This window comes from Belnapia sp. F-4-1 (assembly GCF_000802185.1).
GTDB lineage: Bacteria > Pseudomonadota > Alphaproteobacteria > Acetobacterales > Acetobacteraceae > Belnapia.
Window position 1 is genome coordinate 1,171,645 of sequence record NZ_KN676113.1, and the last position, 13,054, is coordinate 1,184,698.

A 13,054-nucleotide genomic window follows, 5' to 3' on the forward strand; every position below is an offset into this window, starting at 1 on the left:
GATCCGGGGCCCGAAAAGGCCACGGGCCCGATCCGTGAGGACCGGGCCCGTGGAAGTCGGGGGGATCGGGAGGAGGCCAGCGGGCGCAACTCGCCCGTTGACGAGGGATGTTCTACTCCGCAGCCGACGCGGATGTCAAGACATTTTTCCTAGTACCCAGCATTTTATTCAAAAAACGAAACAAACCCAGCGGTGTCATTGCGAAGGGCGCATTGCCGCCCAGCACGGCCCGGCAGAGCGCCACGCAGGAATAGGGCGCGAGCGGCGGCAGGCGCCGAGCCCGCGGCTCGCCGGGCAGGAAGGGGCCGAGCACCAGCAGCCCCGCCCGCCGGTAGAAACCCGGCAGGTCGAAGCCCAGCGGCAGGCCGAGGCGCGAGACCACCAGCCGCCCGGTCAGCGGGTCGAGCACCGTCCAGCCCGTCTCGTCGGCGAGCGCGGCGAAGCAGTGGCGGAAGCCCGGCCGCAGCAGGCGCAGCCAGGGCTGGTCCGCACCATCGCCGAAGACGATGAAGACCTGCTGCGCCGTCGCCCGCCGATGCGCCGCGCGGATCACGCGCCGGCGCCCGGGAAGCCGAGGATGTCGGCAGGTTTGATGACAGGCAAAGGACCGGTGACGATGCCCTTCACCCGCAGCGGCCAGTCGAGCCGGCGCATCGCCTCGTTCCACAGCCGCCAGTCGCCCGCCTCGCGCGGCCGGGTCGGGTCGGGCGCCTCGCCGCGCTCGCCCCAGATGCGCATGATGCGCGCGTGCTGGAGATCGATGCGGCGCTGGCGGTAGAGCCGGTCGAGGCAGCGGACCACGTCGTCCGGCTCGCAGGGGCGGGCGACCAGGCCGGCGCCGGAGACGATGCGGGCGCCGTCATGACGGGCGATGAGCGCGGACATGGTCCAGAACCAGGCCTCCTCGACACTGTGGAAGGGCTGCTCGCGCGCCTCGGCGAGGCGGCTGGGGGCGCGGCTGGTCTGAAGGCTCGGCATGGGGATTTTCCTCTCTGCTCCGACCGGAACATTCCGGGAACGTAAGGCCTTGTCCCGCTGGATCGCAAGAGAAAATAAAGGAAAATTCGCCTATTGATCTTAGTCCCAAGACCTAGGATGTTATGCCCATGAGGAACCCCATATCTGGCGCCCCATGTCTGGCGCCTGGGCCGAGGCCATGCCGTGACGCATGAGGAGATCTGGCGCGCGCTTGATGCGCTGGCCGCCGAGAACGGGCTCTCGGCCTCCGGCTTGGCGCGCAAAGCCGGGCTCGACGCCACCGCCTTCAACCCCTCCAAGCGCATCGGCGCCGATGGCCGCGCCCGCTGGCCCTCCACCGAAAGCCTTGCCAAGGTCCTCGCGGCGACAGGCACCGGGATGGCGGATTTCGCCGCCCTCGTCACCGGCATGGCCGCCCTGCCCCGCGCCCGCGGCGTGCTCGGCCGGCGCATCCCACTAATCGGCCTCGCCCAGGCCGGCGGCGAAGGCTATTTCGACGATGGCGGCTTCCCCGTTGGCGGCGGCTGGGACGAGATCGGCCTGCCCGATATCGGCGACCCGCATGCCTATGCGCTGGAGATCTCCGGTGAGAGCATGGAGCCAGTCTTCCGCGACGGGGACATGGTCATCGTTTCCCCCGGCGCGCCCATCCGCCGTGGCGACCGCGTGGTGGTCCGCACCCAGAAGGGCGAGGTGATGGCGAAGGAGCTGAAGCGCCAATCAGCCCGGCGCGTCGACCTGCGCAGCCTGAACCCGGCGCATCCGGACTACACCTTCGACCTCGCCGAGCTGAACTGGATGCACCGGATCGTCTGGAGCAGCCAGTAGCGGCGAGGCATCACGCCTCGCGCGGCAACAGCTCCCGCAGCTTCGCCAGGTCCCGCTCGGCCCGCAGCGCCAGGTAGCGGGGTCCCTCGCCGAGCGAGACTGCGACCAAGCCGATATCGCCATAGACCCGCAGAAAATCGGGCCCCACGCGCCAGAAGGCCGGGTCGACCCCCGCCCGTTCGCAAAGGTCGCGGAAGCGCCAGATGGCGGAGATGGCGTCCCGCCGGTCCCCTGCCGGGTCGCCGAGCGCCAGCCAGACACCGTCCCGCTTCAGGAAGGCGAAGCCTGCCCGCTCCGCCTCGCCGAAGACCGCGCCATCCGCCTCGGCCGGGGCGAGGGCGCCGAGCGAGGCGAGCCGCGCCCGCACCCCTGACTCCCAAACCAGCGGCCGGAAGCGCGCCGGCCGCAGCAGCCGCACCATGGCGAAGAGCAGCAGCACCCCGGTCAGCCCCACGGTGAAGCGCAGGCTGTCCGGCGCCAGGGGCGACATCGCCACCGTCCACCAACTCTCATCCGCCACCCTTCCGCCATAGGCGATGAGGGCGAGGGTGATGCCGGAGGCCGTCACCGCCAGCAGCGGCACCAGCGCTTGGGGCGAGAGCGGCTCCCGGGCCAGCCGGCTGTCGCGGTAGAAGGCCTGGCGCAGCGCCGCCACCAGCACGGCGAGCAGCAGGAAGGCGCACCAGAGCCACCAGGCCTCGCCCCGCAGCCAGGCGATGCCGGCGCCATTCACCAGCAGGAAGAGGGTGAAGCCCCAGGCAATGGTCAGCCGCCGCAGCAGCCCATAGGCCATCACCAGCAGCAGCGAGCCGACGACTGAGGCGGCGAAATGCGATGCCAGCGCGGCGATGTGGCCGGCCCATTCCTCAAGGATCGTGCCCTTGGTCGGCAGTGCCCCGAGAAAGACCAGCAGGGCGCCGGCCAGCGCGACCAGCGAGGCGATGGCCGGCACCTCCAGCGCATCCGTCCCGCGCCCGAAGGCGCTCATCCGCTGCAGCACCGCCCGCCGCTGGCCGAGCTCGAAGGAGACGAAGAGCCCGCCGGCGATGAAGAGCGGGATGATGTAGTAGTAAAGCCGGAAGACCAGCAGCGCCCCCACCACCTCCGGCGCCGGCATGTAGGGTTGCAGGCCGAGCAGTATGGCGCCGTCGAAGACGCCGAGGCCGCCGGGCACGCTGGCCGCGATGCCGACCGCGTAGGAGGCGAGGTAGATGCCGACGAAGCGGAGGAAGGTCAGCCCTTCCGCCTGCGGCAGCAGCGTGTAGAAGATCGCCGCCGTCATCGCCACGTCGACGGTGGCGAGCAGCGTCTGCATCAGCGCCATGCGCGGGCTCGGCAGGTCGATCTCGTATTTCAGGATGCGCACATGCCGCCGGAAGCGGCTCAGCACCACATAGGTGCCGACGATGCCCCAGAGCGGCAGCGCCAGCGCCTGCAAGGCCCAGCGCGGCATGGTGCTGCCGAAGAAGGGCACCACCTCCGGCTCGAACATCAGCACGAGGCCGCCGAGCGCCATGCCGCCGAGGCCAAAGGTGAGGCTGGTGAAGCCCACCACCTTGGCGATCTCGAGCGGCGTCAGCCCCCAGGCGGAGTAGAGCCGGTAGCGCACCGCAGCCCCCGATACGGCGGCGAAGCCAAGGTTGTGCGCCAGCGAATAGCCGCAGAAGGAGGCGAGCAGCGATTTCGGCCAGGAGACCGGCCGCCCGGCATAGCTCGACCCCAGCTTGTCATAGGCCGCCAGCACCAGATAGGCGACGACGGTAAGGCCGCCCGCCATCCACAAGGCGCCCACGGTGAGCTTGCCCATCGCTTCGCGGATTTCCGCGACCGAGAGGCCACGGAACTCCTTCTGCACCACATAGAGCGCACCGACGAGCAGCACGAGGCCGAACACCGTCGCCCCATGCCGGCGGAGCCAGGCCAGCGTTCCGGACACTAGGCTGCAATCTCCCGCACCAGCGCCGCCTCAATCAGCCCGATCGTGCCCGGGATGCCGTAAAGCGCAACGAAGCCGCCGAAGCGCGGCCCCTCCTGCTGGCCAAGCAGCACCTGGTAGAGGCAGGAGAACCAGTCGCGCAGGCTGGCGAATTCATGCCGCTTGCCGACCTCGTAGAGCAACGCCTGGATCGCCTCGGCATCGCTCTCGGCCGGCAGAGCGCGCAGCGCGGCCAGCAAATCCTCCAACGCGCCACGCTCCACCGCGCTTGGCGCCCGGTGGCGCTTCTGCGGGGCGACGAAGTCGCGGTAATAGGCGACGGCATGCTCGGCGAGGCGGGCAAGCATCGGGTGGCTCTCGGCGGTGACGCCCGGCGCATATTTGCCAATGAAGCCCCAGAGGATCTCCGGCCCCTCGGCATTCACCACGCTGGCGAGGTTCAGCAGCATGGCGAAGGAGATCGGCGAGCCGGGATCGTTGCTGCTGCCGCCATGGATGTGCCAGGCCGGGTTGGTGCCGTCCGGTGCCGCCTTCAGCTTCTCGAGATTGGCGAGATAGTCGTCTACTGCGCGCGGGATGACATCGAAGAACAGCCGCTTCGCCCGCTGCGGCTGGCCGTACATGAACTGCGCCAGGCTCTCCGGCGGGGCGTAGCGCAGCCATTCGTCGATGGTCAGGCCGTTGCCCTTCGACTTGCTGATCTTTCCCCCGGTCTCGTCGAGGAACAACTCGTAGGTGAAGCCGACCGGCGGCTGCCCGCCGAGGACGCGGCAGATCTGTCCGGAGAGCCGTACGCTGTCGATCAGGTCCTTGCCCGACATCTCGTAGTCGACGCCGAGCGCGTACCAGCGGAGCGCCCAGTCGGCCTTCCATTGCGCCTTGCAATGGCCGCCGGTGATGCGGGTGCCGTGGCGCTTACCCGTCTCGGGGTCGGTCCAGACCAGCAGGTCCTCGGCCGGGCGGACTTCCTCCATCGGCACCTGCATGACGAGGCCGGTCTCGGGATGGATCGGCAGGAAGGGCGAGTAGGTGGCGCGGCGGTCTGGGCCGAGGGTCGGCAAGATGACCCCCCTAACCTCCTCGTGCCGCTCCGCCATGCGCAGCAGCGCCGCGTCGAACCGGCCGGAGCGGTAGTAGTCGGTCGAGGAGGCGAACTCGTAGTCGAAGCCGAAGGCGTCGAGGAAGGCCTGCAGCCGGGCGTTGTTGTGCGCTCCGAAGCTGTCATGCGTGCCGAAGGGGTCCGGGATGGCGGTCAGCGGCCGGCCGAGATACCCGGTCAGCATCTCCTTGTTCGGAACGTTGTCCGGCACCTTCCTGAGGCCGTCCATGTCGTCCGAGAAGGCCAGCAGCCGGGCGGGCAGCCGGGTCATCCGCTCGAAGGCGCGCCGCACCCAGGTCGTGCGCGCCACCTCGCCGAAGGTGCCGATATGCGGCAGGCCGGAAGGTCCGTAGCCCGTCTCGAAGAGGGCGCTGCCCTCCGGCTTCGGCGCCGCGGCCAGCCGGTCGGCGACCTTGGCGGCTTCCTCGAAGGGCCAGGCCTTGACGGTGCGGAGGGATGGATCGGCGCTCATGCAGGGCAGATGGCAGGGGGCGGCGATGCGGTCAACGCAGGACACCACACCCGATGCATGGCTGCCCGGCGGCCGGCGAGGCCAAGTCCTTGTAGAATTGGCAACTCCCCTGCGCTAAGCGGGCAAGGTTGCACAGGAGTGAAAGGTGCCATGCGGGTTGGCGTGATCGGAGCCACGGGCGCGGTCGGCAAGGAATTGGTGGAGGTGCTGGCCAAGCGGCGCTTCCCCGTCACGGAATTGCGCCTCTTCGCCTCGACCCGCAGCGCCGGCACCAAACAGAAAACGCCCTTCGGCGAGGTCACCATCGAGGCCTACAGCCTTGAGGCCGCCCGCGGCCTGGACCTCGCCCTGCTCGCCGTCTCGGGCGACTTCGCCAAGGCCCATGCCCGGGCCCTGGCCGAGGCCGGCGTCGCGGTGGTGGACAATTCCTCCGCCTTCCGGCTGGAGCAGGATGTTCCGCTGGTGGTGCCGGAGGTGAATGCCGAGGCCATCGGCAACCATCGGCTGATCGCCAACCCCAACTGCACCACCGCCATCCTGGTGGTGGCGCTGGAGCCGCTGCGCCAGGCCTTCGGGTTGAAGCGCGTCATCGTCTCCACCTACCAGGCGGCCAGCGGCGCCGGTGCCGAGGGCATGGCCGAGCTGGAGCGGGAGACGCGCCGGGTGCTGCTGGAGGGCGGCCAGGCTGGGCATGAGGTCTTCGCCCACCCCCTCGCCTTCAACGTCATCCCCCAGATCGACAGCTTCCAGCCGAACGCCTACACGCGCGAGGAGATGAAGGTCGCCTGGGAAAGCCGGAAGATCATGGGCCTGCCGGACCTACTGATCTCCTGCACCGCCGTCCGCATCCCGACCTTCCGCGTCCATGCCGAGGCAGTGACGATCGAGACCGAGCGGCCGGTGACGCCCGAGGCCGCCCGTGCCGTGCTGGCCAAGGCCGCGGGGGTGAAGGTGGTGGACGACCCCGCCGCCCAGCTCTACCCGATGCCGATTACCGCCACCGGCCAGGACGATGTCGAAGCCGGCCGCATCCGGGCTAACCCGGTCTTCGGCGATTGCGGCCTCGACCTCTTCCTCTGCGGCGACCAGCTGCTGAAGGGCGCGGCGCTGAATGCGGTGCAGATCGCCGAGCGGCTGCGCTGACCCGAGGGCGGGGACGGACACCCTCGTCCCCGCCAGCGAACCCGGCTAGCCTTGGCGGAACACGGCCAGCCAAGGATACGTCCCGCATGAACCTCGCCCGCTTCCCGCGCATCCGCCTCGGCCACATGCCGACGCCGCTGGAACCCATGGAGCAGCTCTCCCGCCACCTCGGTGGCCCGCAGCTCTGGATCAAGCGGGACGACTGCACCGGCCTCTCCACCGGCGGCAACAAGACGCGGAAGCTGGAATTCCTCTGCGCCGATGCGCAGGCCCAGGGTGCCGACATGCTGATCACCCAGGGCGCCACCCAGTCGAACCATGCCCGGCAGACCGCCGCCGCCGCGGCCAAGCTCGGCCTCGACTGCCTGATCCTGCTTGAGGACCGCACCGGCTCCACCGACCCGGCCTATACCCAGTCCGGCAACGTGCTGATGGACAAGCTACACGGCGCCCAGGTCGCCCGTCGTCCTGGTGGCGTCGACATGCAGGCGGAGATGGAGGCCGTCGCCGCCGATCTACGAGCCAAGGGGCGCAAGCCCTATGTCATCCCGGGCGGCGGCTCCAACCCGGTCGGGGCGCTCGGCTACGTCAACGCCGCGCTCGAGCTGGTGGCCCAGGCGGCCGAGATGGGCCTGCGCATCGACCACCTCGTCCACGCCACCGGCTCGGCCGGGACCCAGGCGGGGCTGGTCGCCGGGCTGGTTGCACTGAACAGCGGCATCCCCGTCCTCGGCATCGGCGTCCGCGCGCCGAAGCCGAAGCAGGAGGCGAATGTGCTGGCGCTGGCCGAGCGCACAGCCGCCCATCTCGGCCTGCCAGGGATCATCAGGCCGGAGCATGTCGTCGCCAATTGCGACTATGTCGGCCAGGGCTACGGCATCCCGACCGAGGGCATGGTCGAGGCGGTGAAGCTGGTGGCGCAGAAGGAGGGCATCCTCCTTGACCCCGTCTATTCGGGGAAGGGCATGGCAGGGCTGATCGACCTGATCCAGAAGGGCCAGTTCACCAAGGACCAGAACGTCGTCTTCCTCCATACCGGCGGGCAGGCGGGGCTTTTCGGCTATCCGGAGGCATTTGGCCTGCCCGGCGACATCGCCGCCTAATCGGCCCCCCGCAAAACTGCGAAGCGGTTTTGTGGGGAGTTCTAAAGACCCGGCGCGGGTTCTGGGGTAAAGCGCGAACACATGCCCCAGCCCCCGCGCCTTCTCCTGCCCGATGCCCCGGCCCTGATCGCCGGGCTCGGCCGCGCCACGCTTCTCACCCCGGATGGCGAGTTGCTCGCGGTGCCCGCCTCCGGCCTCGCCGAGGCGCTGGGCGGCGCGGCGCCGCTGCTGGTCCATGCGCCGGCCGCCGCTCGCCGGCTCGACCTGCCGCGCTTCGACCTGGCTTTCGACCTGCTGGAACTCTTCGCCTTCTGCATGCCGGCCCGCCCGGCCGCGCCGACGCCGCGCGGCCTCGCCATGGCGCTCGACCTTCCCCTGCCGGCGGATGACGCCGCCGCCGCAGCCCAGCTGCCGGAGATGGCGACGATCCTGCTGCGCCACCTCGCCGCCGGCCGCCACCTGCCGCTGAACCGCGACGCCGCCATCCTCGCCGCTCAGATGAAGAAGATCGCCGGCTGGCCTTGGGCCGAGTCCGTCCTCGCCGCCCTCGGCGCCGAGGCGGAAAAGCCCTCCCTCGACCCCTACAAGGTCTGGCGCCGCCTGCCCGACTGGGAGGACCCCGGCCCCGCCCAGCCCCCCGGCAGCTTCGATGTCTCGCCCGGCGAGGCGCGCACCCGCCTCGCCCAGATCCTCGGCGAGGGCTCGGAGCAGCGGCCGCAGCAGGCCGACTATGCCTCCGCCGCCAGCGGCGCCTTCGCGCCAAGGGAGGATCGCGGCACCCCGCATCTCGTCCTGGCCGAGGCGGGCACGGGCACGGGCAAGACCCTCGGCTACATCGCTCCGGCCAGCCTCTGGGCCGAGCGCAACGGCGCCCCGGTCTGGATCAGCACCTTCACCCGCAACCTCCAGCGCCAGATCGACCAGGAGCTGGCCCGCCTCTACCCCGAGCCGGAGGAGCGCCGCCGCCGCGTCGTCGTCCGCAAGGGGCGGGAGAACTACCTCTGCCTGCTGAACCTCGACGAGATGCTGGGCCAGGCGACCCATCCCGATATGGCGGTGCCGCTCGCCCTCGTCGCCCGCTGGGCCCTGGCAACGCGCGACGGCGACCTGATGGCCGGTGACTTCCCCGGCTGGGTAGCGGAGCTGCACGGCCCCGCCAGCATCTGGCCGCTGGCCGACCGCCGGGGCGAGTGCATCCGCTCCGCCTGCCCGCGCTACAAGCAATGCTATGTCGAGCATTCCATCCGCCGCGCCCGCACGGCCTCGCTCGTCATCGCCAACCATGCGCTGGTGATGGTCCAGGCGGCGCAGGGCGGGGCGGAGGATGCGCGGCCCCTCCGCTACGTCTTCGACGAAGGACACCACCTGTTCGACGCCGCCGATGCCGCCTTCTCCGCGGCGTTGTGCGGCGGCGAGACGGCGGAGCTGCGCCGCTGGCTGCTCGGCGCCGAGGGCGGCCGCAGCCGCGCCCGCGGCCTCCGCCGTCGCATCGAGGAGCTGGCCGGCGACCTGCCCGACCTGCTGCCGCCGATGGAAGCCGCCCTTCACGCCGCCCGCGCCCTGCCCGGCCTCGGCTGGGTGACGCGCCTCTCGGAGGAACCTCGTGAGCCCGCCTCCGAGGCCGCCGCCGAGCGGCAATCCAACCCGACCGAGACCTTCCTCCGTGCCGCCCGCCGCCAGGTCCTCGCCCGCGCGCGTGAGGAGGACGGGCTCTACGACGTCGAATGCGACCTCCACCCGCTCGGCGAGGACCTGCCCGAGGCCGGCGAGGCGCTGGAGCGCGCGCTCAAGCGCATCGAGGAGCCGCTGGCCCGGCTGCGCGAGAAGCTGATGGCCCGGCTCGAAGATGAGGTGGAGGAGCTGGAGACCGCCGACCGCATCCGCTACGAGACCGCCGCCAAGGGCATCGAGCGCCGCGGGCTGATGCCGCTTGCCGCTTGGCAGGGCATGCTCCGGGCGCTCCGCGAGCCGCCGCCCGCCCCCGGCGAGCGCCGCGCCTTCGTCGACTGGCTGGCGCTGACCCGCCGCGAGGGGCGGGACGTGGATGCCGGCTTGCACCGCCACTGGCTCGACCCGACGACGCCATTCGCCCTCACCGTCGCCGCCCCGGCCCATGGGCTGCTCGTCACCTCGGCGACGCTGCGCGATGCCGGCCTCGGCGGCGACCAGGAGGCCGATTGGGTCGCCGCCGAGGCGCGCACCGGCGCCAGCCACCTGGCGGCGCCGGCCATCCGCGCCGCCTTCCCCTCCCCCTTCGACTATGCCGCCCGCACCCGCGCCTTTGTCGTGACGGATGTGGACAAGACCCGCACCGCCCAGGTCTCGGCGGCGATGGGGGCGCTCTTCCTGGCGGCCGGCGGTGGGGGGTTGGGCCTCTTCACCGCCATCCGCCGGCTGCGCGACGGTTTCCGCCACATGGCGCCCCGTCTGGAGGCGGCCGGCATCCCGCTCTACGCCCAGCACATGGACGCGATGGACAACGCCACGCTGGTCGATGTCTTCCGCGCCGAGGAGAATTCCTGCCTGCTCGGGACGGATGCGATGCGCGACGGCGTCGACGTACCTGGCCGCTCGCTCCGCCTGCTGGTCTTCGACCGGGTGCCCTGGCCACGCCCCTCCATCCTGCACCGGGAGCGGCGCGTCCACCTCTCCGGCGGCGACCCCAAGGGCTATGACGATGCGCTGGCCCGGCACCGGCTGCGCCAGGCCTTCGGCCGGCTAATCCGTCGGGCGGATGACCGGGGCGTCTTCGTCCTGCTCGACCGCTCCTGCCCGAGCCGGCTGCTGGCCGGCCTGCCGGAGGGGGTGCCGCTGCGGCGGACCGGCCTCGCCGATGTGGTGGCGGAGACGCGTGCCTTCCTGGCAGAAGGGTGACAGGCCGGGTGGTTGACGCCGCCCGCCGGCCGGGCGACCAACCGCAGGAAAGCGAGGCCCCCATGCCCAACACCCGTTTCAATCCGCAGGAGGCGCTGGTCTGCGCCATGGTGCTGATGGCGGCCTCCGACCGCATGATGTCGGATGCCGAGCTCGCCATGATGTCCCGCTTGGTGCAGACCCTGCCGGCCTTCAGCGACTTCCACCCGAACGGCATCTCGAGCGTCACCGAGACCTGCCTCACCCTGCTCGACCGAGCGGACGGGCTGGACCGCGCCTGCACCTTGATCCGCGAGGCCCTGCCGGCCCGGCTGCGCGAGACGGCTTATCTGCTGGCCTGCGAGGTGGCTGCGGCGGATGGCGACCTGACGCAGGAAGAGCTGCAATTCCTCCAGGACTTCCGCATCGCCATGGATATCGACCGCCTCATCGCCGGCGCCATCGAGCGGGCGGCACGGGCACGCTACCAAGTGATCTGAGGAATGCCCCGGCGTGCCGCAGCACGCAGGAGCGGCCGGCCTCAGTCGTTCTTCGAGCTGCTGTGCTTCGAGCTCTTGTAGGCGGTGTCGTGCGTATGCGCGACGTCGCGCTCACCCCCGCCGCCCGAGACACGGGAGCGGTCCGGGTTGGTCGGCGTGCCCGGCTCGCGCGTCGTGTCGCTGTTCGCCTTGTCGTCGGAGCGTGTCGCGTGCCCATGCGAGCCGCCCTGGTGGCTGCTGCCCGGGCCGCCGCCGGAATGGTCGTTGTTCTTCTCGGTGGTCCGGGAATGCGGCTTGCTCATGATGACTGATCCCTGTGTATGGCCTGGGAGGAGGCTCCCGCAGACAGCCTTCCTACAACGGTCCCATATGAGGCGGGTTTGATACGGCGGCCTTTCAGCCGGCCTTCTCGTTCAGCGGCCTTAGCGCCTCCGGCGTGCGGAAATCCGCCGGTACGACGAAGTCGCTCGCAGCGCCGCGCATCGCCCCGGGCGGCTTCGGCAGGCCGCTCCGCCGACGGAAGCTTGCCATTGCCGCTGGCAACGGCCGCCGCAACGCCAGCGCGCAGGCGACATCGAGCGCCGCGATGCCGAGCGTCATCAGGAAGGCGACACCCGAACGCTCCCGCTGCGGCCCCGCGACGCCTGCCGCGAGCGTGCCGAGATCGAGCGCATCGCCGCCGACGCGGCCCCAGACCCAGGGCGTCGGGTCCTTCGCCGTCAGCAGCCCGATGCCGGTGACGATCTCCCGCACGCCATAGGAGGAGACCAGACGCTCGTGCCCGTGCAGCCCGGTCGCCCGGGTGACGCGATGCGGCGCCAGCACTTCGGCCACGCCGAGGGCGATGCTGAACCAGCCGAGCCCCTGCGCCAGCGCCAGGGCCTGGTTCGATCCGCGCGTCCGGCTCATGGCTTCAGCACCACCTTGATGCAGCCGTCCAGCTTGTCGCGGAAGGTCTTGTACATGTTCGGCCCGTCCTGCAGCCCGACGGTATGGGTGATGACGAAGGAGGGGTCGATCTGCCCCATCTCGATCCGCCGCAGCAGGTCGTCGGTCCAACGGTTCACATGCGTCTGGCCCATGCGGAAGGTCAGGCCCTTGTTCATCGCCATCCCGAAGGGGACCTTGTCGAGCAGCCCGCCATAGACACCGGGGATGGAAAGCACGCCGGCGGGACGGCAGACATACATCATCTCCCGCAGCACATGAGGCCGGTCGGTCTCCAGCATCACCGCCTGCTTGGCGCGGTCATACATGCTGTCGATGGTCGCCGTCGCATGGGCTTCCATGCCCACGGCGTCGATGCACTTCTCCGGGCCCTTGCCGCGCGTCAGCTCATTCAGCCGCTCGACCACACTGTCCTTCGAGAAGTCGATGGTGGTGGCACCGCCCGCCTCGGCCATGGCCAGCCGCTCCGGCACGCGGTCGATGGCGATCACCTGCTTCGCCCCCAGCAACAGCGCGGAGCGGATGGCGAATTGCCCGACCGGCCCGCAGCCCCAGATGGCGACGGTGTCGTCGGGCTGGATGTCGCACTGCACCGCGGCCTGCCAGCCGGTCGGGAAGATGTCGCTGAGAAAGAGCAGCGTCTCGTCGGGGACACCGAGCGGCACTTTGATGTGGGTCTTGTCGGCGAAGGGCACGCGCAGGTATTCCGCCTGCCCGCCCGGATAGCCGCCGGTCAGGTGCGTGTAGCCGAACAGCCCGGCGGTGGTATGACCGAAGACCTTATCGGCCAGCGACTTGTTGCGGTTGCTCCGCTCGCAGACGGAGAAGTTGCCGCGCCGGCACTGGTCGCACTCGCCGCAGAAGATGGTGAAGGGAATGACGACGCGGTCGCCCTTCTTCAGGTTGGTGACCTCGGACCCGACCTCCTCGACGATCCCCATGGTCTCATGGCCCATGATGTCGCCATTCTCCATGCCCGGCATGAAGTTGTCGTAGAGATGCAGGTCGGAACCGCAGATCGCGCAGGACGTGACCTTGATGATCGCATCACGCGGATGCTCGATCTTCGGGTCAGGGACCGTGTCGCAGCGGATGTCCTGCTTGCCATGCCAACAGAGTGCGCGCATCGGAATGTCTCTCCCAGTCGGGGAGGCAACGCGATGCCACCGGTCCGGGTTGTCGGGCCGGGCGCGG

General features: G+C 70.3%; 12 protein-coding genes. 5 read left to right on the forward strand and 7 right to left on the reverse strand.

Annotation, left to right across the window (positions count from 1 at the left end; translation table 11 throughout):
- Positions 1–112: 112 nt before the first annotated feature.
- Together LH62_RS05735 and LH62_RS05740 are read right to left on the reverse strand one after the other, a co-directional pair.
- A complete protein-coding gene (locus tag LH62_RS05735; protein ID WP_052213747.1) occupies positions 113–553 on the reverse strand; it encodes a hypothetical protein in 441 nt (146 codons plus the stop codon).
- Entirely contained in the window at positions 550–978 is a 429-nt protein-coding gene (locus LH62_RS05740) for a hypothetical protein (protein ID WP_043359868.1), read from the reverse strand. Before LH62_RS05740 ends, LH62_RS05735 begins: the two co-directional genes overlap by 4 nt.
- A gap of 183 nt (positions 979–1,161) precedes the next feature.
- Between LH62_RS05740 and LH62_RS05745 the strand changes: the two genes are divergently transcribed.
- Positions 1,162–1,806, forward strand: coding sequence for a helix-turn-helix transcriptional regulator (locus LH62_RS05745; RefSeq protein ID WP_043359870.1), 645 nt, complete (start codon positions 1,162–1,164; stop codon positions 1,804–1,806).
- Between the two features lie 10 nt (positions 1,807–1,816).
- Here LH62_RS05745 and LH62_RS05750 read toward each other — a convergent pair whose 3' ends face one another.
- Together LH62_RS05750 and LH62_RS05755 are read right to left on the reverse strand one after the other, a co-directional pair.
- On the reverse strand, positions 1,817–3,742 hold the full coding sequence (locus LH62_RS05750; RefSeq protein WP_043359872.1) for a lysylphosphatidylglycerol synthase domain-containing protein: 1,926 nt from the start codon (positions 3,740–3,742) through the stop codon (positions 1,817–1,819).
- Entirely contained in the window at positions 3,742–5,313 is a 1,572-nt protein-coding gene (locus tag LH62_RS05755) for a lysine--tRNA ligase (RefSeq protein WP_043359874.1), read from the reverse strand. The genes LH62_RS05750 and LH62_RS05755 overlap by 1 nt, the downstream gene beginning before the upstream one ends.
- A gap of 150 nt (positions 5,314–5,463) precedes the next feature.
- On the opposite strand from LH62_RS05755, the gene LH62_RS05760 reads away from it, so the two are divergent.
- From LH62_RS05760 to LH62_RS05775, 4 genes are all read left to right on the forward strand, one after another.
- Positions 5,464–6,456 carry an aspartate-semialdehyde dehydrogenase gene (locus LH62_RS05760; protein ID WP_043359878.1) on the forward strand — a complete coding sequence of 331 codons (993 nt, stop codon included), beginning with the start codon at positions 5,464–5,466 and terminating at the stop codon, positions 6,454–6,456.
- A gap of 86 nt (positions 6,457–6,542) precedes the next feature.
- Complete coding sequence (locus LH62_RS05765) at positions 6,543–7,559, forward strand: D-cysteine desulfhydrase (RefSeq protein ID WP_043359880.1); 1,017 nt, start codon at positions 6,543–6,545, stop codon at positions 7,557–7,559.
- A gap of 81 nt (positions 7,560–7,640) precedes the next feature.
- Entirely contained in the window at positions 7,641–10,433 is a 2,793-nt protein-coding gene (locus LH62_RS05770) for an ATP-dependent DNA helicase (protein ID WP_043359882.1), read from the forward strand.
- Between the two features lie 62 nt (positions 10,434–10,495).
- A complete protein-coding gene (locus LH62_RS05775) occupies positions 10,496–10,912 on the forward strand; it encodes a tellurite resistance TerB family protein (protein ID WP_043342020.1) in 417 nt (138 codons plus the stop codon).
- Positions 10,913–10,953: 41 nt separating this feature from the next.
- On the opposite strand, the gene LH62_RS05780 is transcribed toward LH62_RS05775, so the two are convergent.
- The 3 genes from LH62_RS05780 to LH62_RS05790 all read right to left on the reverse strand — a co-directional run bounded on the left by LH62_RS05780 (position 10,954) and on the right by LH62_RS05790 (position 12,987).
- On the reverse strand, positions 10,954–11,214 hold the full coding sequence (locus LH62_RS05780) for a hypothetical protein (protein ID WP_043342021.1): 261 nt from the start codon (positions 11,212–11,214) through the stop codon (positions 10,954–10,956).
- Positions 11,215–11,308: 94 nt separating this feature from the next.
- A complete protein-coding gene (locus LH62_RS05785) occupies positions 11,309–11,821 on the reverse strand; it encodes a hypothetical protein (RefSeq protein ID WP_043359884.1) in 513 nt (170 codons plus the stop codon).
- Positions 11,818–12,987 carry a zinc-dependent alcohol dehydrogenase gene (locus LH62_RS05790; protein WP_043359886.1) on the reverse strand — a complete coding sequence of 390 codons (1,170 nt, stop codon included), beginning with the start codon at positions 12,985–12,987 and terminating at the stop codon, positions 11,818–11,820. Before LH62_RS05790 ends, LH62_RS05785 begins: the two co-directional genes overlap by 4 nt.
- Between the last annotated feature and the right edge of the window lie 67 nt (positions 12,988–13,054).

What these genes read in the sequence shown, in the direction of transcription:
- LH62_RS05740 (WP_043359868.1), bottom strand. Translation starts at nt 978, where the DNA reads ATGCCGAGCCTTCAGACCAGCCGCGCCCCCAGCCGCCTCGCCGAGGCG.
- LH62_RS05755 (WP_043359874.1), bottom strand. Translation starts at nt 5,313, where the DNA reads ATGAGCGCCGATCCATCCCTCCGCACCGTCAAGGCCTGGCCCTTCGAG.
- LH62_RS05760 (WP_043359878.1), top strand. Translation starts at nt 5,464, where the DNA reads ATGCGGGTTGGCGTGATCGGAGCCACGGGCGCGGTCGGCAAGGAATTG.
- LH62_RS05765 (WP_043359880.1), top strand. Translation starts at nt 6,543, where the DNA reads ATGAACCTCGCCCGCTTCCCGCGCATCCGCCTCGGCCACATGCCGACG.
- LH62_RS05770 (WP_043359882.1), top strand. Translation starts at nt 7,641, where the DNA reads ATGCCCCAGCCCCCGCGCCTTCTCCTGCCCGATGCCCCGGCCCTGATC.
- LH62_RS05775 (WP_043342020.1), top strand. Translation starts at nt 10,496, where the DNA reads ATGCCCAACACCCGTTTCAATCCGCAGGAGGCGCTGGTCTGCGCCATG.
- LH62_RS05780 (WP_043342021.1), bottom strand. Translation starts at nt 11,214, where the DNA reads ATGAGCAAGCCGCATTCCCGGACCACCGAGAAGAACAACGACCATTCC.
- LH62_RS05785 (WP_043359884.1), bottom strand. Translation starts at nt 11,821, where the DNA reads ATGAGCCGGACGCGCGGATCGAACCAGGCCCTGGCGCTGGCGCAGGGG.
- LH62_RS05790 (WP_043359886.1), bottom strand. Translation starts at nt 12,987, where the DNA reads ATGCGCGCACTCTGTTGGCATGGCAAGCAGGACATCCGCTGCGACACG.